We start from the raw sequence: 26170 nt of genomic DNA, 5'->3' as shown, positions 1-26170 counted from the left end.
TTTATTTTCTTATTTTAAAGAAATCATTTATTTAAAAAACATTTTTTTTCGTTTCATAGTTACGATGATTAATTGAGTAATGTTCTAACATATTTTTAACGCTAGCCATTTTGACAGGCTTGCTAATGTAGTCGTCCATCCCTGCTGCAAAACAGCGTCCTTTGATTCCTTCCATCACATCGGCAGTCATCGCAATAATAACCGGATTCTCATCTTTTTGCAGATTACGAATCATTTTGGTTGCTTCTAGACCATCAATATTAGGCATCTGAACGTCCATAAAAATATAATCATATTGATGAACCGAAGCCATTCGAATCGCTTCTTCACCATCATCTGCCATATCCGGACTATATCCCAATCGATTCAGCATACTTACCATTAATTTCTGATTGATTGGATGATCATCCACGACCAGAATATTAGGAGCTTCTGTACTACGATTAGACCATAATTGATCTGCACGTTCTTCTAACAATCCTAAAGTGGGATCTTCCATAACATATTCACCGGTACAAATAGTAAAAACAAATACAGCTCCAGAACCTTCTTGAAGCGGTGTATTTTCGAGTCTAATTTCTCCATCCATCATCTGCACTAGATTTTTGCAAATGGCTAATCCGAGTCCTGTTCCACCATACTTACGGGTCATCGACGAATCTAATTGTGAAAACGGTTGGAATAATTGTTCACGCTTTTCTTCAGCGATGCCAATCCCTGTATCTTTTACTTTAAATTCAAGTTCCAATCGTTCAGCAAGCTTGTCTTTGATCGTCACTTCCAAGTACACACCACCTTGCTCAGTGAACTTAATCGCATTGGCGGTTAAGTTGATCAACACTTGGCGTAAGCGAGCCATATCTCCATATAGATACGTTGGAACATCTTCTGTTATTGAATACATAAGTTCTAGATTTTTTTTGCCTGCATCGACAGAAAACAGACTGAACACTTCGGAAATACATGCTTCCAGCGAAAATGGATGTTCTTCCAATTCCATTTTTCCAGATTCCATTTTGGTAAAATCAAGAATATCGTTGATCACCATAACAAGTGTGTCTGCACTACTACGTATGATCGAAGCATATTCTTTCTGCTCTTCTTGCAATTCTGTATCCATAAGCAGATCAATCATGCCAATCACACCATTCATCGGTGTCCGAATTTCATGGCTCATCATCGCTAAAAATTCAGTTTTGGCTTTGGCTGCAATTTCTGCTGCTTCTTTTGCCACTGTTAGTTCTTGATTGATTTTCTCCAGTTCTAATGTTTTCTGTTGTAACAACATCGACTGTGTTTTGTGACGCTTATTGGTCAAATACATACTGACAAATCCTTCAATTTTGGACTTGAGGATTTGTGGAATAAATGGTTTGACCATATAATCAATCGCACCCGCAGAATAACCTGCAAATAAGTGCTCCGATTCTTTACTATTTGCCGATATAAAAATAATTGGAATTTCTTTAGTTTTCTCGCGCGCTTTGATGAGTTTTGCCGTTTCAATCCCGTCCATCCCTGGCATTTGTACATCTAGTACAATCACAGCAAACTCATCTTTGAGCAGACAGCGTAATGCTTCTTCTCCAGATGTTGCTTTAATCAGATTATAACGTTCACTCTCAAGAACGGCTTCCAGAGCGAGCAAATTTTCTGGTCGATCATCTACCAATAAGATATGAATCGGTTCATGAAACCTCATGGAATCCCCCTACAATCTCTAATTAATTTTCCGATATACTTTCTCTACGCGATCCAATAACTCATAACTATCACTGTACTCTGTAAATTGCATAGATTCTTTAGAACCTAAGACTAGGATTCCAAAACGACTCAAACTTTCGTGAAACAATCCGTGGACTTGATCACGTAATTCGTCGTTAAAATATATCATTACATTCCGGCAAAGGATGACATTAAATTCATTAAACGAACGATCTGTCGCTAAGTTATGCTCAGCAAAGATCATATTTTTACGTAAAAAAGGTTGAAAGATCACAGAACTATACTTCGCTGTATAATATTCAGAAAACGAACGCTTCCCGCCCGCTTCTAGATAATTTTTAGTGTAGAGTTGCATACGTTCTATTCCAAATACGCCTTCACGTGCTTGTTGCAACGAGCGATTGTTCATATCTGTTGCATAGATTCTGGCTTTATCTAGCAAACCTTCCTCATGTAATAAGATTGCCATCGAATATACTTCTTCCCCTGTAGAACATCCAGCATGCCATATCCGAATATACGGATAAGTTCGCAATAAAGGAACCACTTTTTCACGGAACATACGAAAAAGAGAAGGATCACGGAACATTTCAGTGACAGGTATCGATAAATTTTGGACTAAACGTTCAAAACAAGCTCGATCATGCAGTACCTTTTCCTGAAGAGCCGAGATCGATTTAAGATTCTCGGCATGTACATGATGCCAGATGCGTCTCGTTAACGAAGCTCTAGCATAATTACGAAAATCATATCCATACAGACGATGTACTCCATCCATCAGTAAATCAACTTCAATATTTTCGCGTTCTGCTAGATTATTGACAATCAATTCATCCGCTTGGGGCGGTTCGGATTGGCTTGCTAATTGGTCACGTTTTGTTGATGTCATTATATTCAGCCCCGATTCAAATTACTTTTATAGGTTGAAGCTCTTTAAGGTATAGTCATTTATAAAATTCGAGTATTAATATCCATTACCCAAATTATTCACTTACGAATACAACCATACACGCATTAATGATAAAAGTTGATCGGTTTGAATTGGTTTTTTCACATAGTCAGAAGCGCCTGCTTCAATACACTTCGCACGATCATCTTTCATAGCTTTGGCAGTCAATGCGATAATCGGCAATTTCTCATAAGCTGGAATCTGACGAATAATACGCATTGCTTCATAACCATCCATCTCAGGCATCATCATATCCATTAATACTAGATCGAAATCTTCATGTTGTAAAATGTCGATGGCTTCTTTTCCATTTTCTGCAAATGTTACATCCATACGATAGCCTTCAAGCACACTGGATAAAGCAAATACGTTACGGACATCATCATCAACCAATAAAATTCGCTTGCCTTCAAATAACGTTTCTTTATTATGAAGTTTTTGCAAAATACGACGTTTGTCTTCTGGCAAATCTGCTTCGACGCGGTGTAAGAATAATGTAGTCTCATCCAGTAAACGTTCTGGAGATTTCACATCTTTGATAATAATCGATTCTGCATATTTGCGTAATTGTGTCTCTTCTTTATTATCGAGTTCTTTACCTGTATAAATAATAATCGGCAGATCACTTAATTGTTGATCGTCTCGAATACGATCTAATAATTCAAACCCTGTCATATCCGTAAGCATCAGATCAAGCACCATACAATCATAACGTTTGCTTCGCAGCTCATGTAATGCTTCTACACCTGTGGATACTGCGGTGATCGCTACATCGTCATGACCGATTAATTCAATAATCGATTTACGCTGATTCTCGTCATCTTCAACAATCAATAACTGCTTAAGACTTTGTGACGTATACGATTCTAGATGTGAAAATGCTTGTTCTAGCGATTCTTTACTGGATGGTTTTTTGAGATAAGCGATAGCCCCCATCATCAGTCCTTGTTTGACATCATCGACAACAGAAATCACATGAACAGGAATATGGCGAGTATGCGCATTGCTTTTCAGTTCACTCAAAATAGACCAGCCATCCATCACAGGAAGCTGAATATCAAGAATAATCGCATCCGGTATATACGTTTTAGCCATATGCATACCGGTATCTCCTTGCATAGCTACCAATGCTTTAAATCCACGACCACGAGCCATTTCTAACAAAATTTTAGCAAAGTTCACGTCATCTTCTATAATTAAAATGACTTTATCATTTTTGTTCAATTGATCTCGATCATCTGCCAAAGGCTGTGGAATAATCATTTTTTCGTCATTACTATCTTTTTTATAAGCCGGGAAATCGGATGAATGACGAAGAACTTGCTCTGAGAAGTCAGCTGGCATATACATTTCATTATTCGAGTAATGGTTGTTAGATTCTTCTGATTGCGCTACTTGTTCATCACTTAAAGCATCTTGTCTAGGCAAATAAAGAGTAAACGCACTGCCTCGATTTTCTTCTGATTGTAGTCCGATTCCTCCACCTAAAAGGCGAGACAACTCACGACTAATTGATAGACCCAGTCCTGTACCTCCATATTTACGACTGGTGGTACCATCGACTTGTTGGAACGCTTCAAAAATAATATCCTGCTTATCTGCCGGAATCCCTATACCACTATCTTCCACTGTAATCGCAATATAATCTTGCTTACGATTGAGATAAGGAGGCACTTGATCGATAGATGGAAGCTCAATATTGACATTGATATAACCTGTATCTGTAAATTTAAATGCATTGGATAACATATTCCGTAGAATTTGCTTCACTCGGTGATCATCGGTCACTACTGCTTCTGGTACTTGATCGCCTATATTGATATTGAGGTCTATTCCTTTTTGGATAGCTACTGGAGCAAAGTTCATATTGACAAACGTTTCAATAGATTTCATCGGAACAGCTTCCAGATTAATATCCATTTTGCCTGCATCGACTTTGGATAAATCTAGAATTTCATCAATCATTTTCAGCAAGTCTGCACCAGACATATAGATTGTACTTGCATACTCTACTTGTTTCTCTGTCAAATTACCGTTTTTATTTTCAGTTAGTAATTGAGATAGAATCAATAGACTATTTAGCGGTGTCCGTAATTCATGAGACATATTCGCAAGGAATTCTGATTTGTATTTACTTGTGACTGATAATTGCATCGCTTGTTGCTCTAATTGATGACGGCTTTGTTCAATTTCTTGATTCTGTTCTTCTACTTGTTGAACTTGTTCTTGCAGTTCGCGTGTCTTCGCAATCAGTTCATTGTTAAAGTGTTCTAACTCTTCTTGCTGACGTTGCAACAAATCTTCTGAGCGTTTGAGTTCTTCTGTCTGCTCTTCTAGATTTTCGTTAGAACGTTTAAGTTCTTCTTGTTGCATCTGTAGTTCTTCTGATTGACTTTGCAATTCTTCAGTCATCGTTTGCGATTCACGTAACAATTCTTCAATATGCAAACGACGATTAATATTGTTAAGGATTACACCTAAGTTGTGCGTTAAAAGAGCTAATAATTGTTTTTGCAATGATGTAAATGTACCTAATGAAGCTAGCTCAATAACCCCTAATAATTCATCATCAAATAAAATAGGATAGATCATTAGACTTTGAGGTTTATGTTGTCCTGTTGCAGAATGAATCGAAATATAATCATCAGGAACTTCATCCAAAATGATTGGATGTTGATCGGATGCACACTGTCCTGCTAGACCTTCGCCTAATACCAGTGAATGCTTCGCTTTTAACATGCCTTCGCCTGCATAGGAAGCTTGTAAAGTTAGAGAGTTAGGATTATTAAGCGGTCGTACATAAAGGGCTCCAAAATGAGCACCAAGCGTTGGAGAGAATTCATTAATAAACGTTTGGGCACTTTGTTCTAGTGTGCTCACACCACGTAATAATTCAGTAATACGTGCACTGTTGGAATTCAACCAAGATTGATCTTGCTGTGCTTGTTGATAACGATGTTCTGCTTCTCGTTGTTGTTCCAAATCTTCTGCCATTTCTTGAAAAACACGGGCTACATCGCCTATCTCATCTTTGGATTGCACTTTGATCCGGCTAATTGCACGTAAACGTCCTTCTGAAAAGCCATTGATCATTAAGGAAACGGTTCCTAGACCTTTGCTAATACTCGGAATAATCCACATCATAATGAGTAGACTCAACAAAATGCCACCCAACATAACATAGGTGGTGGTCTGAATAGAGCTTTGATACGCTTCATTCGCATTTTTGATTTCTTGATCAATCGCTAGATCTTGATAATCTGCTAACTGATTCGCTAAAGCTCCCAAATTGTTTTGCGCAGCGAGTCCTGTGCCTGTACGATAATTGTTTGCTTGAGCAATCTGATTATCTGCTAATAAATTCAACACTTGATCTCCATAAGCATCAAAATCGGTCCATGCATCAGCTACTTCATTTACCATCTGTTTTTCTTCTAACGTCTGTGCACTTTCTTGTAATAAATTCACATTCTTCTGTGCATCATCACTTAACTTTTGAACAGTGGCACGACTTTCGGCTACCGATTCAGAGGAAGCGCTCAATAACTGGTTCGCTAGTGCTTTGGCTATACTGTTCATATCTCCACGCAAGCTGGTAGAATATCTCACTTTGAGATAACGATCTTGGTATACTTTATCTAGCTGTTCATTCATGTAGTTCATTCGATCATAACTGATAAAAGCCAGCGTCATCATTAACATAATGATAACGCTGAATCCTATAACCAGCTTGGTTCTAATTTTCATCCAATGTCCGCTCCTTCACTCAATGAAATCCATACTAAACATTTATCATCATCACGTTCTTGTGAAGATATTTCGTCAAAAAATACTTTTTCGATCTGTTGGGTATTAATATGATGACTGGATTTCAATTCATTGATCAAGAACTCTAACTGTACGTCTTGATCTCCTTCAACCATTTCAAGTAAGCCATCTGTGTAGAGAACAAGATGAGCATCACCTTCATAAGTGAAGCTTTTGGATTCCGCATCAATACGATCAAACAATCCTACAGGGAATGTCGTGGTAGATAATTTGGTCATCTGACCATCATCATGGAAAAAGAGTCCTGGTGGATGCCCTGCATTAACATAATCAACACGTTTGTATTTGGTATCGACTACTAAATAAATCGCTGTGAAGTAATATTGCACTAACTGATTTTCGATATGCAATTGGTTAAAGCGTCGATTCAGCTCTTGAATGACTTTTTCAGGTTCTACATAGGTAGTCACTGTGTCTTTGAGTACTGAAGCGATAAACATGCAGAACAAAGAAGAAGAAATACCATGTCCCATCATATCCAGTAGAATGACTCCATATCGACCTTCGCCTAATGGATACCATGCATAAAGATCTCCTGCTAATTCAAAAGAAGGCTTATATAAAGCTTCAATCTGAATATTGAGATCTTGAATAGGCACGCTTAATACGGCATGTTGCACCTGACTAGCTAATTTCAACTCATCTTGAATACGTTGATCTCGCTCTTTGTGCCAATCTTTCTCATGCTTAAGACGCAAAGCTAAACGAATTCGCGCAAGCAATTCTACTTTATTGATCGGTTTAGTCACATAATCGACTGCTCCAGCATCTAAAGCTTCTGCTAATTTTTTGGAATCGCCTACAGCAGTAACCATAATAATCGGAATATCACGTAATTCATCATATTGTTGTACAATACGGCAAGCTTCAATCCCATCCATTTCAGGCATCATCATATCTAAAAGAATGAGATCAATCTCATTTATTTTCGGTTTATTGACAACTCCCTCATCATTGATTCCCAGATGTCCGAACATTTCGCGTGCTGAAGAGGAAGTCGTGATATTGGTATATTTTTCTCTTTTGAGAATTTCACGAATAATAATTACGTTAGTAGGGTTATCATCAACTATTAATATATGCATAATTTCTCCTTGTCGCTTTATTTCAGCTTTTAGACAAACACTGATCTAGCTTCATAAATAAAGTGCAATCTCTATTATAAATCAAATACTGCTTTTCTCCAAAAGGAACAATATCAAAAATTCGTCAAAAAACCTTCAACTCTACTTTGAAAAGTAAAATTGAAGGTTGATAGTTACTTATTTATATTTTGATACCATTTCTTTATGATTTACGATTGGCAATGACAAGCACTTTGCCCAAATCAAGTTCGCTCTCATAGAAATCAGCCTCTTCTTTCGTAAATCCCATCGATGTGATTTTGGAGCGCAATTCGTCTCCACGTGAACGGAAAAAGTTAGCTACAGAATCGAACATTCCTTCTTCTTTCACACCCACTTCTTTGGCATTAGCTGTTTCAGCAATTTTTTCAGTAATATCTTTTTTATGGGCCAGTACGTAAATTTCTTCAAAGCTATATCCTGTTTTTTGTAAGTTTTTAGCTTCTTCTACAGCCTGTACACCATTTTCAACTACTTTGGCATAAGCTTTGGAATTTGTTGAATTTGTAGAACTCATCATTCGCCACTCTCCTCAGTATACTTATGATTGAATAGTATTAACCTTACTGAACATCAAATGAAACATACAAACAAGTACTTATTCCGAAGTTGCATCAAATATATCTACGCTACGAAGAGCGCCTGTTTGCGAATCCGTGAACACTTTAAGAGCAGATAATCCATTGGTATAACCTTCTCCATCTTCCGCTGAAAAGTCAGGCTTGCCCAGTGCTTTTCTGATTTCGTCTCTACCTAGCGTTATCTTCTGACCATCCAGTGTGATTGTGCCGACTTTGGCTGGCACGCTGATATAAGTGATCCACTGATCTTGAAAACCAATATTTACATCTTGATATTGATATTCTTGATCGCCTAACTCATTTTCAACAATATGGGATGGTTTTCCTTTGATTCGCAGAACATCTTCTCTAGTATCTGCCAAAGAAATTCCATTCAACTGGCTATATTGTTCGTCATAAACAGAGTCAGTCGTTGAATACACCGCAGTCGAAGCTGTTAACTTAGGTGTTGCTACTTCAGTATGAAATACTGGTGTTGCTTCGTAATCAGCAGATTGTACAGTTGTAACTGCCTGTACTGGAGTAGCATCGGATACTTGAGCAGAACCGGAGTAAGGGGACAATATTCCAGCAAGTAACATCATGAGAGTAATCATCGTCTCACCCTTTCTTACGGTATAAACTCTTGATACATGTTTAGTGGTTATACCTTAATTATTATCTGTCAACGTGTCTGGATGTGATTTATTTACGGTATCTTTGCCATACAGTAGCCGCTGTATCTACCCATTTCATCCAGTTGGTAGCATTTGCGTGGCTATATGTAGCTGAGTATGACTGCAATGTACGTTGTTGCGGTGTAGAAGCAGTCGCTTTATTGTTGACACCTGTTGGATTAGAAGCAACCGGCTTCGGTTTACTTTCACCAATATGTTTAACTTTCTCGATCACTCGTAAAGACAAGTCTTTTGAAGATAAAGTTACATCGTTTAAGATTTCACCCAAGTTTTTAACAGTTTCCATTAACGGATCAACTTGTTTTAACTTGTGCTCTACATCGACTGTAATATCATTAACGTTACGAATCGTTTGTTTCACTTCATACGTTAATTCCTCAATTGTTTTTTGTACGTCTACCAAAGTAGAAGATACATTGTCTAACGATTTTGCAGCAGATTGAAGCACTTTAATAAGGAAAATAACGAGTGCTACAAATGCTAATGCGATAACGGCTACACTAATTTCAATAATCATGGCATTCCCTCTCTTTTCTTCTCAATATGATTTGGTGTTACAAGGTGTTCTGGTAAAAATAGTATCTGTCAACATTTCAAGATGTTACTCAATAACTACCCCTCAGTTTTACCACCGAAACATGAGAGCGTTATGAGCATCAAGATACGATTGCTTAAACAATGTAAATTGTTTCAAGCTAAAGTTTGTCGGTTAAGATACAACTACCAACGACATCACAACATTGAGTCATCTCAGAGTAAACATACATATATACTCAATGGACGTCGTCTTACGATTTATTTAAATCGTTATTTTATTATACTTAATATTTGAAAAGGAATGGTGATTACTTATGTTGAAATGGTCCGTTATCTTACTTATCATCGCATTAGTAGCAGGTATTTTCGGATTCTTCGGAATTGTTGAAGCTGCTGCTTCTATTGCTAAAGTGTTGTTCTTTATTTTCTTGGTATTGTTCGTGATCAGCTTGTTCACAGGCAGAAAACGAAGCTTCTAACATCATTGTAGAGGCTTAACTGAATACGATGATGTACCAAAAAACGCTTATCTCCTAGAGAGATAAGCGTTTTTTTATCTTTTATCCAAACTATATTCTGTATACCTTATATGTAAGTGCCCGTAGCGATTATCGCAGTAATAACTTGGGCAGACTCAGCAAGTTTAACTTGAATGATACTTGAATATGATCTTGTGCAAATTCCATTTGATTCACATTGACGATAGCTGGGAAGTATTTGGTCAATGATATGGTAATCGGTTCGATCCAAGCTCCACTAAAATCTCCATGTCGAACATGAGTGGCTTGATGATCTAGAACTAAGCGATTTTCTTCACGTTTGATATGAAAGTCTAGCAAGGCTCCAAAAGGAATTCCCCAATATGTCCCTCTTAGATCAGCAGTGACGTTCTGGTTATGCAATGTAAATTGTGCACCGGTCAGTTTGAGTCCCAAAGGAAATTCATGTTGGCGATCTAGCAATTCTTGCTTTGCCAATTGATTGAATTCATCTTGTGAAATAGTGGTTTCTAGCTTTTTTGTTTCGACCATACTGATGATTTTGGCTGTGGTATCTACATCCGTATACTCCAAATTCAATGGACGCTCAGGTGCCGCAATCCAGTATAACGTTCCTGCTCCAATGATTAGTAATGCTATAATTCCACTTAATGTGCAAATGATCCACAAACGGATAAGAACCGCTTTAGAACGTGTAACGGACATATAAGCTACCCCTTTATCCAATATAATGGTGTGATTCTGGTAGGATATACTTATTTTATATTTTTGGGTTCCACATGAACATGAACATAGCGAATATTATGAACCTGTTCCATTTTGGCTTCAATTTCATCGGTAATATCATGACTTTCAATAATGGTCAAGTCCGGTTGTACCTCAATAACGACATCAAGCAACGTCTGACTTCCATTTACACGAGCTTTGATATCTTTGATATGTTCTACCCCGTCGATTGATTCAATCGTTTGACGTAAACCGGGCAATTCTTTTTCATCAAAGCCATCTGTTAAACGGTGCATCGATTCACTTAGAATTTCCCATGCCGTTTTGCAAATAATCAATCCTACTGCCAGAGCAGCCACAATATCTAACCACGGCATCCCAAATTGTGACCCAATAATTCCTACTGCTGCTCCTATACTGACCAGAGCATCGGATAGATTGTCTTTAGCCGCCGCTTTGAGCGCTTGACTGCCTGTCTGCCGGGAAAGCTTGATATTGTAACGATACACAAAATACATCACTACAGCACATAGTACAGCGACTCCTGCTGTCCATAATGCAGGGGATTCTTCCCGACCTGCAAATAAAGATTGTACTCCATCTACTAACACCTGCACTCCAACCATCGCCATAATAAATGAAGCGATCAGCGCGGCTACTGTTTCTGCACGAAAATGTCCATACGCATGATCAGAATCAGGCGGTTTTCTCGAAATCTTCAGCCCGATCAGTACAGCTAATGAAGCTACAATATCAGTTAAATTGTTAAGACCATCTGCTTTGAGTGCGCTGGATAGAAAAAGATAGCCAATGGTCAATTTGAAAGAGGATAAGATGAGATAACTGATAATGCTAACCCATGCTCCGCGTTCCCCTGCTTTAATATTCTGATATACATCAACCATTTTGTTCCCCCTGCTATAAAAGTAAGCATTTGAAAATGCTGAGATTACACTGATCACAAATTTTACCTAGCTAGCCACAATGAGCGTCCGTTCATCTTATCAAATGAATGTATAGTGGGTCTAGAGAAACGTTGTAGGTTAGATCAAACGTTGTGAGACCAAGCAAATGTTGTATGACTAACGAAACCTTGTAATGATTGTCCAACATTTTTGCCCACAGGAAAAATAAGCCGAATCATTTCGCATCTTTATCTACCTTTGCGAAATCATTCTGCTCTGGGCACAAATAAAAAACGGCTCTCCGTAAAGAGCCGCTGTTTCACTCTAATCTTATATTTACACTTGTACTGGATACATGCGTTCGCGCATTTCTTTAACTTCTTTATTTTCCAAATATTCATCATAGCTCATCATACGATCAATCAGACCTGTTGGTGTGATCTCAATAATACGATTTGCAATCGTTTGGATAAACTGATGGTCATGAGAAGTAAGCATAATCGTACCATCAAAATCAGTCAAACCATTGTTCAATGCTGTAATAGATTCCAAGTCCAAGTGATTGGTAGGCTCGTCTAATAGTAGAACGTTACCGCCCATCAACATCATACGAGATAGCATACAACGTACTTTTTCTCCTCCAGACAAGACGTTTGCTTTTTTAAGCGCTTCGTCGCCTGAGAACAACATACGTCCTAAGAATCCACGTAGGAAAGATTCGTCTGGATCTTTAGAATACTGACGCAACCAGTCTACAAGTGAATCTTCTACACCATCAAAGTAAGATGAGTTATCATTCGGGAAATACGCTTGAGACGTTGTAATTCCCCATTGGAATGTACCAGCATCTGGCTCGATTTCGCCCATTAACAATTGGAATAATGTTGTTTTTGGCAATCCGTTTGGACCTACCAAAGCAATTTTATCACCTTTGTTTACAGTGAAAGTCAAGTTGTCGATGATTTTTTCACCATCGATTGATTTCGTCAAACCGTCAACTAACAATAACTGTTTACCTGCTTCACGTTCACCTTTGAAGTTGATAAATGGATATTTACGGTTCGATGGACGAATATCATCCAAAGTGATTTTATCAAGCATTTTTTTACGAGAAGTCGCTTGTTTGGACTTCGATTTGTTCGCACTAAAGCGCAAAATAAAGGCTTGTAGTTCTTTAACTTTGTCTTCTTTTTTCTTATTCTGTTCACGACCCAATTGTAGCGCAAGCTGACTGGATTCGTACCAGAAGTCATAGTTACCTACATACATTTGGATTTTACCAAAGTCGATATCGGCAATATGCGTACATACAGTATTCAAGAAGTGACGATCATGACTGACTACGATAACAGTACCATCATAATCGGCCAAGAAATTTTCTAACCAGTGAATCGATTCGATATCCAAATGGTTGGTAGGCTCATCCAGTAACAGGATATTCGGATGACCGAACAATGCTTGCGCCAGCAATACGCGAACTTTCTCGTTACCGCCAAGCTCTTTCATTAATTTGGATTGCATTTCAGTGTTGATATCCAGACCGTTTAGCATTTCTGCTGCTTCAGATTCTGCTTCCCAACCGTTCATTTCAGCGAATTCAGCTTCCAATTCGCCTGCACGCATACCATCTTCATCTGTGAAATCAGCTTTGGCATACAATGCATCTTTTTCTTTCATAATATCGTACAGACGCTTGTGACCCATCATTACAGTCTCTAGCACCGGAAATTCATCATACTCAGATTGGTTCTGTTTTAGAATAGCTAAACGTTCGCCCGGTGTAATATGGATTTCGCCTTGGTTAGGCTCAATCTCACCAGAAAGAATTTTTAAAAATGTAGACTTACCTGCACCATTCGCACCGATTAGACCATAGCAGTTACCCGGCGTGAACTTGATATTTACATCTTCAAAAAGCGCGCGCTTACCATAGCGAAGCGTGACACCTGTTGTATTGATCATGTATTCATTACCATCCTTATCGTTAGTGAAGTATTTGTTGTAGAACATGTTGACCTTCATGAAAATAAGCATCGCTGTTTTCATAAAATTGCCGATGGCAATAGTATACCACACAACACCATCTAATCGAACAGCAGTATTGAGGAAACTGGAAAAAAATATGATCAACATTTTGGGATTGGATATATGATTTGAAATATCAAGTAAAGATAAGTTGCGATCTAGCAAAGTAAAAAACCGTTTAACTTTGGGTACGTTAAACGGTTGAATGTGTAGATTTAGCGTATTGAAATAGATCCATGTATCATTTAGTACTATCAGCATTCCCATGAACGATTAAAGTCTCACCGTGAGCTAGAACACGAATACGCTCTTCAGCAATCTCAAGACGTTGGCGTTCCGCTTCTAAGCGATCCAATGCTTCACGGGCAGTATCGTCAGCAAGGCGGAATGTACCATAGTGCATCGGAATCATCGTCTCTGCATTCACGTCGCAAAAGGCGCGAAGCGCTTCTTCAGGAGTGGTATGTTGCGAACTCATAAACCATTCCGGTTCATACGCTCCAATCGGCATCAACGTGATATGAATCTTGTATCGTTTACCAATTTCAGTGAAGCCCGGGAAATAACCGCTATCTCCAGCAAAATAGATCGTTGGTGGTACTTTTTCTTCAGTGGAATGATCTGTTGGATGTTCTACCTCTTGTAACGTAACAGGATGATGAACAGGTTCGATAATATAACCGCCCCAATGTGATGTGTTGGTATCTAATAAGGTACGCCGACTCCAGTGTTGAGTAGGCACAAAAGTAATATGGATATCGCCTACTTTGAATGTTTCCCACCACTGCATTTCATGACAACGTGCAAATCCTTTACGTTTCATTTTGGCTTTGAGTCCTTGGGGAACAATAATAATCGTCGAACTACGGTAAAGCTGACGAATCGAACTGATATGCATATGATCGTAATGAGCATGAGACAGTAGAATAACATCAATAGGAGGCACATCTACAATCGGGATGCCCGGCTGTCCTATCCTTTTTTGAAAACCCATTCGGCTTGCCCATACCGGATCTGTGACGATATTCAATCCTTCATATTGGATAAAAAAGGTTGAATGCCCTACCCATGTAATCGAAGCATCTTCACGATTATTATGTAAATAATCGATCTCAGGGGGTTGATTAGGAACGATATAAGAATGATCTTTATTTTTGAGTCGTCGTTCTTCACGCCATTGCCGTAATTGCTTAAGCGTCTTATCTGTACTTATATTATCCATATTGTTATAACGAATTTTCGGCATGTGCTACTCACTCTCCTCAACGCTTTTCTTCTTCCATTATTACCCTATTTTCAAAAAAGCGTATCAATCTACGTCTGTTCAGTAATAGATAGAATAGACGAAATAAGCGCATCAGAGAACGATTCTTTTACAAACCTACACCTATCGGAATGAGATGTAATCCTGCTTCAGCATCATGCCGTACAAGCACTTCTACTCCATAGATATCCCGAATAAGATCGTGAGTAATCATATCGCTAGGTACTCCGCTAGAAATTACACTGTATACCCTTTTTCCATAATTTAATAAATTCATAATTTTAGTATTTTTTTCCTGTATAATGCAATGCTAGATAGTAGAGATATGTAGCTTATACTATTTCAGTTTGTGACTAATTTTTGAAGGGAACCTCTTTTCGCTGGAACATTCCGCAACTTATCTACATATTTTTGGGGAGCATATTTTCTACCTATGATGTTCAATATTTTGCTAGCAATGCCGTTGGAAATATTACTAAGTTATTATTTTCACTAGGATAGGTTAAAAAATATATTCTTCTATAATGATTAAACAAACGGGCTTTTAAGTAGCCCGGCTGTTTAAAATCAAATTAATTATTTTTATTCGGACTCCAATACTGAGCTAGAATATTTAATGCTTGCGGTTGTTTTTCATCGATGGCCTGTGACCAGCTCATTCCACTTTCTTTGGAGAAAGAAGCCATAGCATCAATTAATTGAGAAACTTGCGTATTTCTTAATACATAACCATCTTTACTAACAAACTCTTCTACTTGCAATGCTTCTATAGTATCCCATCCCGAAATAGTCAAGCGATCTTCACTTTTATACAATTCTAATTGAAGATTGTCTGATTGACTTGCTAAGAAAATATCCGAGTAATTAACATCCAACTCTACAATGTCTTTATTTCCGGTTATCGAATCACTTTCAAAAATAGTATCATGTCCTGAATTATAAGAGAAAATATAGGTGTCATTACCTGATCCTCCATACAGCTGATCATCACCGAGTCCACCATCTATTCTGTCATTGCCTGCATTTCCGAACAATTGGTCATTGCCTTCCAAACCGTACATATAGTCATTCAATTCGTTTCGACCATACAATATTTCTCCGAGATTGGTTCCACGAGTAATAACATGCTCCTCGATTTTTTGTTTATCCCAAATTATACCATTTTCGAATACTACCTGTTCTATTTGATAAGCATATTTACCTTCTGTGTCTTGATCAAAGTACGAACCTACTTTAATTTGATCAGTTGCATCTTTGAAGCGGAATACAAGACTACCATTATCTTGAAGCACTTCAATTTCATCCGGATCAGCTAAAATTCGAATCGTATCTATATCTTCTGCAAGACTGTTACCATCATAAATTAAATCTTGACCATATCCTCTGCCGAATACATAAGTGTCACTTCCACGATTACCATACAGTTGATCATTTCCAGCGCCACCATCGAGTCTATCGCTATTCAAGCTTCCGTAAATATAATCGTTGCCAGCCATTCCTTCAATATTATTATCTAAACCGCTACGGGCGTACAGATAATCGTCATTATCACTTCCACGTGTAATGACTTTTTGCTCAAGTTGAGCCTGATTCCAGACCGTACCATCAGAAAAATTAACTTTTTCAATTTTATGAAGATATTGACCATTAGCATCCGAATTGAAATACGATCCCACTTTAATCCAGTCCGAGGAATCTTTAATGTGTACAGTAAGACTGCCGTTATCATATAAAACTTCAATCTCTTCTGGCTTTACAAGCAGTTGCAACGTATCTACAGCTTTCCCATCGCTATTGCTTTCGAATAGAAGATCTTGGCCATATCCTCTGCCAAATACATACGTATCTTTATTAGCTCCGCCATATAGCTGATCTGAACCAACTCCGCCATCCAATATATCTTGACCGACATTTCCATACAATTGATCATTTCCTCCAAAACCATATATCCAGTTGTTGAGGTCTCCTCTACCGTACAAAATATCCGCTTCACTTGTTCCTTGAGTAGTAATATTTTCTTCTAATTTGACTTGATCCCAAACAGTTCCATCAGCAAAGGTCAATCTTTCTATTTTGTTTTGATAGATCCATTGATCATTTTGATAAAAATAAGAACCAATAGTTAATTGATCATTCGTTCCTTTGATTTTAAGAATAAGACTACCATTATCTTGTAAAATTTCAAGTTCAGAAGGATTAATCAATAATTGAACGGTATCAATATCATCTGATTGATTACTTCCATCATAAATAAAATCTTGACCATATCCTTTACCGAAAATATACGTATCACTACCCTGACCACCATATATTTCATCGTCTCCAGAGCCTCCATCCAAAATATCGGCACCGTTTTGACCATATAGGATATCGTGATCCAGACCTCCAATCAAAGTATCATTGCCATTCCCACCATAAAACTGATCAGCGCCCGCTTTTCCATTAAGAATATCATCTCCATCTCCACCAACAAGTACATCGTCGATTTTGATTAACTCTTGAATTTGATTCCAGTCCCATACTGTCCCATCTTCAAATACGATCTGATCAATCGGATGCTTATATAAAGTATTATCAGTTTCTTTGAAATAAGAATCTATTCGTAATGTATCGAAAGTATCTTTAATTTGAATGATGAGATCATTTGATTCTCTAATTAAATCAATGTCAGTCGTCTGCAAAGACAATTTGATTATATTTAATTTGTTTGTAGAAGAATCAGATTCAAAGATTGTATCTTGACCATATCCTCTAGCAAATATGTAAGTGTCATCGCCATCGCCGCCATAAAGACGATCATTTCCGACACCTCCATCAAGCAAATCATTGCCGTGACCACCATACAATGCATCATTGCCAATACTACCATACAGCCCATCTGCACCTTCCAATCCAAACATCTGGTTATTCAAATCATTTATTGCACGTAATGTATCCGCGTCATTGGTTCCCTGAATAATACTTTTTTCTTCCAGTTGTTTTTGATTCCAAACTGTTCCATCGGCAAAAACAACCTTCTCTATCTTGCCTTGATACGTTCCATCCCAATTTTGACCAAAATACCAGCCAATTGATAACTGATCATCAGTGCCTTTGATTTTCAAAATTAAGTCGTATTCTTTCTGAAACACTTCAATTTCATCAGGATTTACCAACATGTTGATTGTATCAATATCTGCTGGCTGGCTATTTCCTTCAACAATCACATCATGTCCATAACCCTTTCCAAAGATATACGTGTCACTGCCTTGATCACCATATAATCTGTCATCTCCAGCACCTCCATCCAATATGTCATCGCCGCTATTTCCAAATAATTGATCATTTCCAGATAAGCCATATATATGATCATTGAATCCTTCAATACCATACAAATAATCATCATCCTGTGTTCCACGAGTAACGACATGTTCCTCTAACTTGGATTGATCCCAATTAGTTCCATCTTCAAATATAATGCGTTCAATCTTGTGTATATATACACCCTGTTCATTTTGCTCAAAGTAAGAACGAATGTTAATCTGATCCGCTGTATCTTTTATTTGGATAATGAGATCACCATATTTTTGAAACACCTCAATATCGGAAGCATTCGCCAATATTTTCAGAGTATCTATATCACCTAGCTGCTTATCATTTTCAAAAATCAGATCCTGTCCATAACCTCTACCAAAAATGTAAGTATCACTTCCAGATCCACCATATAATTGATCAGTCCCTGCACCTCCATCAAGCCAATCAGAACCGTTCTCTCCAGCTAAAATATCATCGCCTGATCCTCCATACAATTGATCATTTCCCAATCCGCCATCCAGAACATCATTACCTTCCGTTCCTTGTAATACATCATCATTTTTTGGGGGAAACTCAATCTGGCTTTGATTCCATATAGTACCATCAGCAAAAATGATCTGGTCAATTTTATGTGAGTACTGATCCTCTATAAAATAAGAATCAATACGTAATATATCCTTAGTGTCTTTTATAGTAATGACAAGATCATTTGAATTGCGCGAAACTTCAATATCTGAAGGATTGACAAACAGTTTTACAGTATCAATCTTACCTGTAGAATCGCCTGATTCGAATATAGTATCATTACCATAGCCACGGGCAAAAATATACGTATCATTTCCAGAACCACCATAAAGATAATCATTGCCTATTCCGCCATCCAGAATATCGTCGTCTGCTCCTCCTTCTAAAATATCATCTCCACTTTCTCCGCTAAGATTATCTTTGCCACTATTTCCAGATAATCTATCATTTCCATTACCTCCATAAAGATAATCATTACCTATTCCGCCGTCAATTTTATCGTTCGCATTTCCGCCAAATAATAACACATCATAATTAACCGCAGACTCAATTTGATTTTGATTCCATATAGTCCCATTTGCAAAAACAATTCGTTCAATTTTATGAGAATACTTATCTTTAGTAAAGTAAGAGGAAATATGCAATATATCTTCAGTATCTTTTATATGAATTATTAGATTATCTGTTTCACGCGTCAATTCAATATCAGCAGGATTTACAGATAATTTTATGGTGTCTGTCTTAGCTGGATCATCATCCGATTCGGATATCACATCTTTCCCATAACCTCTAGCAAAAATATAGGTGTCATTTCCATTTCCACCTATTAGAGTATCATTACCTGATCCACCATCCAGAATATCATCTCCCAATCCACCATACAGAGAGTCATTATCAGCTCCGCCATACAACTTATCTGCACCGGAATTTCCAATCAGACTATCATTTCCTTGCTGACCGTATATTTTATCATCGCCTGCGTAACCGTATAATTCATCATTTTCAGATGTTCCTAAAATAATCACTTGTCGCTCAATTTCATTCTGATCCCAGACTGTACCATCTATAAATATTACTCTTTCAATAATATTACGCTGTGATGAGTCCAAACTGAAATAATTCCCAATTTCAATTTGGTCATTTGTATTCTTGATTCGAAGAGCTATGCCGTTCATACTATCTAATACTTCGATATCTTCCGGATTCACTAGCATTTGAATAGTATCAATATCGGCATCATTATCAAAAATAATATCTTTACCGTATCCTCTACCAAATACATACGTATCAGAACCTGCATACTTACTATCGTAAGCACCCAAACCTTCTAAATTACCGTACAGATTATCATTCCCAGATCCGCCATCTAATATATCATTCCCGGATCCGCCATATAGAAAGTCATTATCAGCTCCGCCATACATTTGATCATTTCCGTCTTCACCTAGCAAAATATCATTCCCAGAGTTACCAAATAAAGTATCATTACCTTTTTTTCCACTCAATAGATCGTTTCCATTTAGTCCTCGAATAGTGTTATTGATTTGATCGACTCCGGATATAGTATCGTCCATATAGGTTCCCCATGTAGTAATAACTTGAGAAAGTAAATCTTCTTGATTCCATATCGTTCCATCTATGAAAGTTATTTTTTCTACTGCATTCTGATAGTAAACTCCTTCGAATGTGTATGGATAAAAATAACCAGATAAGCTAATTTGATCTCCTGTATCTAAAATTCTAAAAATCAAATCTCCTTTTTGCTGTATGATTTCAATATCTTCCGGATCAACTAACAGCTTCAAAGTATCCATATAACGAACGTTATCATAATCGTAAATAATGTCCTGTCCGTAGCCTCGACCGAATACATATGTATCCGCTCCACCCTCATTACCTTCTTTTAAAGAACCATTTCCAAATAATTTATCGTTGCCAGATCCACCATCTAATACATCATCTCCAGCGTAACCATATAATGTGTCATCTCCAGAACCACCGGACAACTCATCATTTTTCTCTTGACCCTTCAAAATATCGTTACCATTGTAACCATAAATATAATTTTGAGCTTGAATACCACCTTGTAAACTATTGTTCTCAGAATCTCCAAATACATTTAAATGTTTCATGAGACTTTCTCGATTCCAAATAATTCCGTCTACAAAAGTAACACGCTCAATAGTATTTTGGTATACTGTATTTCCTATTTTAGAAGAAGAAAAATATTCCGGTATACTAATTTGGTCTTCAGTGTCTTTGATTCTAAGAATTAAATCGTCATAACTTTTTAACACTTCAGCTTCAGAAGAGTTTACTAACATTTTGATGGTATCGACAAATGAAGTTGCATCGTAATCATATATTTGATCTTGACCATACCCACGACCGAATACATACGTATCTTCTCCTGAACCGAGACCTTCATCTGTATAATCTCCATATATTTTGTCGTTCCCGGATCCCCCATCCAATGTATCATTGCCGGCTTTACCATATAATCTATCATTGCCAGATCCACCATACAGATGATCATCTTTGTTATCGCCTAACAAAATGTCGTCATTACTATAACCATACAAATAGTTTTGACTACCAGTAACACCTATTAAATAATCGCCGGAATTACTTCCTTCTTGAATTAAATGATTTTTTAAATTAGTTTGATTCCAAACGGTTCCATCAAGAAAAACAACCTTTTCAATAGATCCTTGATAATTATTGGATTCGATGAAATAATTTTGCACACTAATTTGCTCTTTTGTATCTTTGATTCGAAAAACCAAATCGCCAAATTGTTTTAAAATTTCAACTTCATCAGGATTCAACATTAATTTAAGAGTATCGGTATAGTCAGACCCATCATAATCATAAATAGTATCTTCACCATATCCTCGACCAAATATGTAGGTATCTGCACCGTTATACCTTTTAGAATTGTCAGACAAATCATTTGAATTTCCATATAATATGTCGTTTCCGATACCACCATCCAAAATATCGTTTCCGGCACCGCCAATAAGGCGATCATCACCAGCTTTACCTAATATCCAATCATCACCTTCATTTCCATACAATAAGTCATTATTATCTGTTCCATTTAACTGATCATTCTCATTGGAACCTTCAAAAAATTTTGTATTCGAATAAGGAACTTCTTTATAAGCTCGATTCGTAATATCTGAAGAATTCCAAATTGAACCATCATGAAATTTAAGTGAATAATTAAATTGTTTATCTTTAGCGAAATAGTTTGAAATTATCAGCTTATCATTGGAATTGAGTGAAATCACCAAATTATCGTCGTTGATTAATTTTACATCGCTTATAGTTATTTCATCTGAGAACTCTATTATATTTTCAGTATTTTCACTAAACCAAATATAATCGGTTCCATATCCATATCCAAAACGAATCGTATTATGGCTGGAAGATTCCAAAATAATAACATCGTTTCCATTACCACCATCAATCGTATTCTGTCCGCTTCCAGCTCCAAGAGTATCATTTCCTTTTCCACCGATTAAAGTATCGTTACCAGCACTGCCATAAAGAAAATCATTGCCTGCGCCTCCATCGAGCCAATCATTCCCTATGCCTCCATTTAATGTATCATCACCCGCAAAACCTTTAATTTCATCTCCGTTGTCAGTACCATAGAGTGTATCATCAGATTCTGTACCTAATATAGCGGTATTAAACAGACTGGCAACATATGCTGTATCCCATACTTTACCGTTACCAAAAACAATCTTTTCAATAGTATTGGTATTATTCTTAAAATAGTTAACTATTGAAGTACTACCAGTCTCTCCCTTAATTTGAATAATCAAATCATTCTCCTGCTTGGTTAAACTTACTTGATCGGGAGAGATCATGTTATTGATCTGTACGATATCTATATTGACAGTTGCATTGTCATTCTCATAAATTTTATTACTATTGCTTCCTTTATGAACAAGATAAATATCATTGCCTGCGCCTCCAAATAAGGCGTTATTTCCTGCCTGTCCATCCAAAATATCGTCGCCCGATCCACCTAGCAACGTTTCATCTTTATCTGTTCCGTTCAAATTGTCGTTTTTATCTGTTCCATTCATGACTTTTCGATAATTGGATTCAACAATTAAAGCCTCTTCTATACTCTTATGCGAGAAGTAGTCTACAAATTTATCTAAGCCAATGCTTCCAGGCTTATAGAGGTTTTTTACCGTTCTAATAAATTCACCCAATGTAACTAACTGACTACTTGCATCAAGTTGGTCTTGTACCATTTGCAAATCAGCCTGTAAAGCTCCCGTAGTGTTATCCCAGCTAAAATCGATTTGGTTGTACAGATTACTGAGATGAGATTTTGCCATAAGCTGTGCATAAATATGTTCCGTTATTTCTTTGTAGTTTTCTTCAATGACAGCAGCGTTCGCAGTCGAAGAAATATTTCCCTTGGAATTAATGCCATAAAACCGCTCTAGTGCAATAAGTTTTTGGGCATCGATTCCTTGTCCGCGACTTGTAGGATCTATATTTTCTACTTCTGTCCATTTATAAATAATTTTTTGAATAAGTTGTTCACGAGCAGAAATATCGTCATTAGTAATGAAGTCTTGTACCCAATCTTGCAAATGAAGGCTGGAATCTTTCAATATAGCTTGATGCAACGAATGAACATTTCCAATTCCTGCAATGTCGGGCAACATTTCAATTTCTTCTGTTTCGTTTAACAAGGAGACTGGAATTGTATCCGAGAGATCCAGATCAAATTGAAACTCTGCCAATTTGGGCTGACTAGTATTGTTGCTCAATGTATAATTAGATGTCCTTAACTCCTTGTTACCAGCATCTTTTTCATCACCTATAGCTTCGCCATAATCAAGACTTAAAGAAGTAATGCCCGATTCGGTTAGACTGGATAATTCACCCTCATCTACAACCCCATCTGAATCTATATCTTTCCAGATTTTAAGTTCATTAAATGCTGCATCTTGTTGATTGATATTACCATCACTGTTAGTATCAAGATCAATTAATGCTTCAAAACCTGTAGTGGCTTGATTTCCATTTCGTAGTCTAGTTCTCTCTCCAAACAGTTCGGTTCCGTTGTTAATTTGTCCGTCACCATTTAAGTCACGTACAAGCAAGCCATCTTCGTTATTAACCCAACCTGTTTTTTCGGAAAATCCATCACCGTCATAATCGAAATATATACCTTCATCGACTGAGGATGTCGAAATACCATCTCCGTTTAGATCTAGTACTAGAGGATCCATTATTGCTGCTTTACTACCTGTGATAATAGTAGTTTTAAACGGCTTTTTAAATGTATTAGAGGCAATATTTGTAAAGTCATATGATTCAATCTCTCCATTATTGATAAATAATAGCCGCTCAACATGTCTGTCTTGTCCGTTACTCAACTCCCAGCTTTTAATTGTAATTTTATCAATGTTTTTGTAAGTATTGCCATGCTTTTTGGGGAAGTAAATCATAATATTTATTCCCTTAAGTCCATATTTACCAGATGAACTTATAGGAGTCACAAAAAATTTAAATCTGGCTTCTTTTATTGTATATCCATAAATTTTTAAAGTGTCATTAAAGTTTCTGCCATATTCAACAATTGTATCAAAACCATCTCCCTTATGAAAAATATATGTATCATTTCCTAGTCCTCCCTCTAAAATATCAGCTCCAGTACCTCCATCCAGTACATCATCCCCTTCACCACCAGACATTTGATCATTCCCAGATCCACCGCTTAATACATCTACTCCTATTTCTCCATTAAGAAAATCATCGTCCGCGGCTCCAGTAATCTCATCATTTCCATTCCCACCATACACTGTGTCTGATCCATCATTTCCTTGTATTCGATCATCTCCATCGTTACCATATATAATGTCATCACCATCATATCCAATTATCATTTCCGAAGTGTTTCTACCATTCAATACATCATTATTATTGTCATATCCATATACTTCATCATTAGAGAATATTCCTGATTTATTCATATAATGTCCAAATGAATTAAAATTATTATGAATAAAAACAGGACCTACTATTGATTGAGTTGAATACTTTTCGCCTTTTGTATAAGAATGAGGTAAAACTGTATGCTTACCAAAGTGTATTCCTAAACTAGCATCCTTACCATTTAGTACATCTCCTGAAGTAGAGTAGTGAAAGACAGGGTAGTCTTCTCTAGCTCGAGAAAACATTGGGCGTTCACCATCTGCATTCCAAGCCCCAGCAGAATTAAAAACTACAGCCTTACCGATTTGATTCAAAGGGATTACAGATTTTCCATTTTCACTAATATCGCCTTCAATAGCAGAAACTAAGGTTTGTTGAGCAATTTTTCCACCTAACGAATGTCCAGCAAAATTATATTTATATCCTAAATAATCTGCTGGCATTTGTTTAATTACTTCTTTGACCCATTCTTTCGCTGCTTTAGCCTGGGTCGTATTCCAACTCAAATCTGTATTTTCTAAGGACCAATCTGATAAACTATTTGAACCTCGAAAAGCAAAAATAACTTCTTTGCTTTTCGTATTGACATAAGCACGGCTAAAGAATCCTTTTCCAATTGCTTTTTGTTTAAGCGCTATCCATCCCCTCGTATTATCTTCACTTTCAAAGTTTTTTGTAATAATAACTACCGCTGGAACTTCGTCCTCATAACAATTCTGAGCAAGCTTTAAATATTCTAAATCACTAGCCATTGTAATTCCTCCTAAAATAATTTAGTTTTCACCAAATGATATTTGTCTTTCTTTTATAATCGTATTACTAGTCAATGTTGAACCTTTCTCATTGTCTAAAACAGATGATGGGAAAACTAATTTCTCAAATTCTCTTTGAAATTTATTTAGGTCTGCATAATACTTTTTATCATAAAAATGTATATTCATTGACAAACTTTTAATTTTTTTGTTCTTTAATTCGCTTACCAATTCATTTATTAAATGATTGTATTTTGGAATTTCTTGTTTGTTTACTAGATAAGCTATTTGAATATCTACTTTAGACAATTGTGGGTGTTTGATTTGTGCTTCTTCAAAATCTTCTGTTATGTTTCCGTATTCTCCAAGTAGGTAACTTCTTCTAATAATAAATGCAAAACCTGGTGATTTAATATAATCATCAAGAATTGGTTGAATAATTTCTACTGATTGTGTGTACCATTTAGAACTTAAATAGGTGTCCTCATAATTCTCGGTACTGCGAATACCTCTTGAAACATTAAATTTAATAGACGGTTTTTCATCAGCTGATGCAGTAAGAAAATACTTTTGCATTAAAAATTCTTTTCTAATAGTTTTAACCGTAAATTCTTCTTTATATTTTGTTGTTAAATATTGATCTGTTTCTTGTATAGCTTTTTTCAACTGAAAATTTTGAATTAACTGATATGCAACTACACTAAGAGCAATACAGCAAAAAATTGCAGCCATTAAAAAGATCCTTTTTCTCACAATTATTCTCACTTCCCTTCTCAGCAAATAAT

Annotated in this window: 15 protein-coding genes; 1 reads left to right on the top strand and 14 read right to left on the bottom strand. The window is 36.8% G+C overall.

Annotation, left to right across the window (positions count from 1 at the left end; all coding sequences use genetic code 11):
• Window positions 1-31: 31 nt before the first annotated feature.
• The 7 genes from PaeCFBP13512_RS19045 to PaeCFBP13512_RS19015 form a co-directional block, all read right to left on the bottom strand.
• Window positions 32-1702, bottom strand: a complete 1671-nt coding sequence (locus PaeCFBP13512_RS19045; RefSeq protein ID WP_069325605.1) for a response regulator — start codon at window positions 1700-1702, stop codon at window positions 32-34.
• Between the two features lie 18 nt (window positions 1703-1720).
• Window positions 1721-2503 carry a CheR family methyltransferase gene (locus tag PaeCFBP13512_RS19040; RefSeq protein WP_241669433.1) on the bottom strand — a complete coding sequence of 261 codons (783 nt, stop codon included), beginning with the start codon at window positions 2501-2503 and terminating at the stop codon, window positions 1721-1723.
• 213 nt (window positions 2504-2716) lie between these two features.
• Complete coding sequence (locus PaeCFBP13512_RS19035; protein WP_137225340.1) at window positions 2717-6421, bottom strand: response regulator; 3705 nt, start codon at window positions 6419-6421, stop codon at window positions 2717-2719.
• Entirely contained in the window at window positions 6418-7587 is a 1170-nt protein-coding gene (locus tag PaeCFBP13512_RS19030) for a PP2C family protein-serine/threonine phosphatase (protein ID WP_069325607.1), read from the bottom strand. The genes PaeCFBP13512_RS19035 and PaeCFBP13512_RS19030 overlap by 4 nt, the downstream gene beginning before the upstream one ends.
• A gap of 202 nt (window positions 7588-7789) precedes the next feature.
• Entirely contained in the window at window positions 7790-8146 is a 357-nt protein-coding gene (locus tag PaeCFBP13512_RS19025) for a general stress protein (RefSeq protein ID WP_241669431.1), read from the bottom strand.
• Between the two features lie 78 nt (window positions 8147-8224).
• Window positions 8225-8803, bottom strand: coding sequence for a hypothetical protein (locus PaeCFBP13512_RS19020; RefSeq protein WP_137225338.1), 579 nt, complete (start codon window positions 8801-8803; stop codon window positions 8225-8227).
• Window positions 8804-8891: 88 nt separating this feature from the next.
• The gene (locus PaeCFBP13512_RS19015) at window positions 8892-9401 is read right to left on the bottom strand and encodes a DUF948 domain-containing protein (RefSeq protein WP_069325609.1); all 510 of its coding nucleotides are present in this window, start codon (window positions 9399-9401) and stop codon (window positions 8892-8894) included.
• 334 nt (window positions 9402-9735) lie between these two features.
• On the opposite strand from PaeCFBP13512_RS19015, the gene PaeCFBP13512_RS19010 reads away from it, so the two are divergent.
• A complete protein-coding gene (locus PaeCFBP13512_RS19010; protein WP_083243274.1) occupies window positions 9736-9900 on the top strand; it encodes a DUF1328 domain-containing protein in 165 nt (54 codons plus the stop codon).
• Window positions 9901-10029: 129 nt separating this feature from the next.
• Here the strand turns inward: PaeCFBP13512_RS19010 and PaeCFBP13512_RS19005 are convergent, their stop codons facing one another.
• The 7 genes from PaeCFBP13512_RS19005 to PaeCFBP13512_RS18980 all read right to left on the bottom strand — a co-directional run bounded on the left by PaeCFBP13512_RS19005 (window position 10030) and on the right by PaeCFBP13512_RS18980 (window position 26117).
• Window positions 10030-10626 (bottom strand): hypothetical protein, encoded by a 597-nt coding sequence (locus PaeCFBP13512_RS19005; RefSeq protein ID WP_137225336.1) that lies wholly within the window; start codon window positions 10624-10626, stop codon window positions 10030-10032.
• A gap of 50 nt (window positions 10627-10676) precedes the next feature.
• Window positions 10677-11552, bottom strand: a complete 876-nt coding sequence (locus PaeCFBP13512_RS19000; protein ID WP_069325611.1) for a cation diffusion facilitator family transporter — start codon at window positions 11550-11552, stop codon at window positions 10677-10679.
• Window positions 11553-11888: 336 nt separating this feature from the next.
• Complete coding sequence (locus tag PaeCFBP13512_RS18995) at window positions 11889-13514, bottom strand: ABC-F family ATP-binding cassette domain-containing protein (protein ID WP_069325612.1); 1626 nt, start codon at window positions 13512-13514, stop codon at window positions 11889-11891.
• A 304-nt stretch (window positions 13515-13818) separates the two neighbouring features.
• On the bottom strand, window positions 13819-14823 hold the full coding sequence (locus PaeCFBP13512_RS18990; protein ID WP_137225334.1) for an MBL fold metallo-hydrolase: 1005 nt from the start codon (window positions 14821-14823) through the stop codon (window positions 13819-13821).
• 127 nt (window positions 14824-14950) lie between these two features.
• Window positions 14951-15118: a hypothetical protein gene (locus tag PaeCFBP13512_RS23280; protein ID WP_161594324.1), complete on the bottom strand. Its 168-nt coding sequence runs from the start codon at window positions 15116-15118 to the stop codon at window positions 14951-14953.
• Between the two features lie 295 nt (window positions 15119-15413).
• Window positions 15414-25385 (bottom strand): calcium-binding protein, encoded by a 9972-nt coding sequence (locus PaeCFBP13512_RS18985; RefSeq protein WP_137225332.1) that lies wholly within the window; start codon window positions 25383-25385, stop codon window positions 15414-15416.
• 21 nt (window positions 25386-25406) lie between these two features.
• Window positions 25407-26117, bottom strand: coding sequence for a hypothetical protein (locus tag PaeCFBP13512_RS18980; RefSeq protein WP_137225330.1), 711 nt, complete (start codon window positions 26115-26117; stop codon window positions 25407-25409).
• Window positions 26118-26170 lie beyond the last annotated feature (53 nt).

Source organism: Paenibacillus sp. CFBP13512 (assembly GCF_005233705.1).
Classification (GTDB): domain Bacteria; phylum Bacillota; class Bacilli; order Paenibacillales; family Paenibacillaceae; genus Saccharibacillus; species Saccharibacillus nuruki.
This window is presented reverse-complemented; position numbering and strand designations above follow the sequence as displayed.

Excerpts from the sequence above, each read along its gene's own strand:
- PaeCFBP13512_RS19040 (WP_241669433.1), bottom strand. The coding sequence starts at position 2,503 with ATGGATGGAGTACATCGTCTGTATGGATATGATTTTCGTAATTATGCT.
- PaeCFBP13512_RS19020 (WP_137225338.1), bottom strand. The coding sequence starts at position 8,803 with ATGATTACTCTCATGATGTTACTTGCTGGAATATTGTCCCCTTACTCC.
- PaeCFBP13512_RS19025 (WP_241669431.1), bottom strand. The coding sequence starts at position 8,146 with ATGATGAGTTCTACAAATTCAACAAATTCCAAAGCTTATGCCAAAGTA.
- PaeCFBP13512_RS19015 (WP_069325609.1), bottom strand. The coding sequence starts at position 9,401 with ATGATTATTGAAATTAGTGTAGCCGTTATCGCATTAGCATTTGTAGCA.
- PaeCFBP13512_RS18990 (WP_137225334.1), bottom strand. The coding sequence starts at position 14,823 with ATGCCGAAAATTCGTTATAACAATATGGATAATATAAGTACAGATAAG.
- PaeCFBP13512_RS18985 (WP_137225332.1), bottom strand. The coding sequence starts at position 25,385 with ATGGCTAGTGATTTAGAATATTTAAAGCTTGCTCAGAATTGTTATGAG.
- PaeCFBP13512_RS23280 (WP_161594324.1), bottom strand. The coding sequence starts at position 15,118 with ATGAATTTATTAAATTATGGAAAAAGGGTATACAGTGTAATTTCTAGC.
- PaeCFBP13512_RS18980 (WP_137225330.1), bottom strand. The coding sequence starts at position 26,117 with ATGGCTGCAATTTTTTGCTGTATTGCTCTTAGTGTAGTTGCATATCAG.
- PaeCFBP13512_RS19045 (WP_069325605.1), bottom strand. The coding sequence starts at position 1,702 with ATGAGGTTTCATGAACCGATTCATATCTTATTGGTAGATGATCGACCA.
- PaeCFBP13512_RS19005 (WP_137225336.1), bottom strand. The coding sequence starts at position 10,626 with ATGTCCGTTACACGTTCTAAAGCGGTTCTTATCCGTTTGTGGATCATT.
- PaeCFBP13512_RS18995 (WP_069325612.1), bottom strand. The coding sequence starts at position 13,514 with ATGATCAATACAACAGGTGTCACGCTTCGCTATGGTAAGCGCGCGCTT.
- PaeCFBP13512_RS19030 (WP_069325607.1), bottom strand. The coding sequence starts at position 7,587 with ATGCATATATTAATAGTTGATGATAACCCTACTAACGTAATTATTATT.
- PaeCFBP13512_RS19010 (WP_083243274.1), top strand. The coding sequence starts at position 9,736 with ATGTTGAAATGGTCCGTTATCTTACTTATCATCGCATTAGTAGCAGGT.
- PaeCFBP13512_RS19035 (WP_137225340.1), bottom strand. The coding sequence starts at position 6,421 with ATGAAAATTAGAACCAAGCTGGTTATAGGATTCAGCGTTATCATTATG.
- PaeCFBP13512_RS19000 (WP_069325611.1), bottom strand. The coding sequence starts at position 11,552 with ATGGTTGATGTATATCAGAATATTAAAGCAGGGGAACGCGGAGCATGG.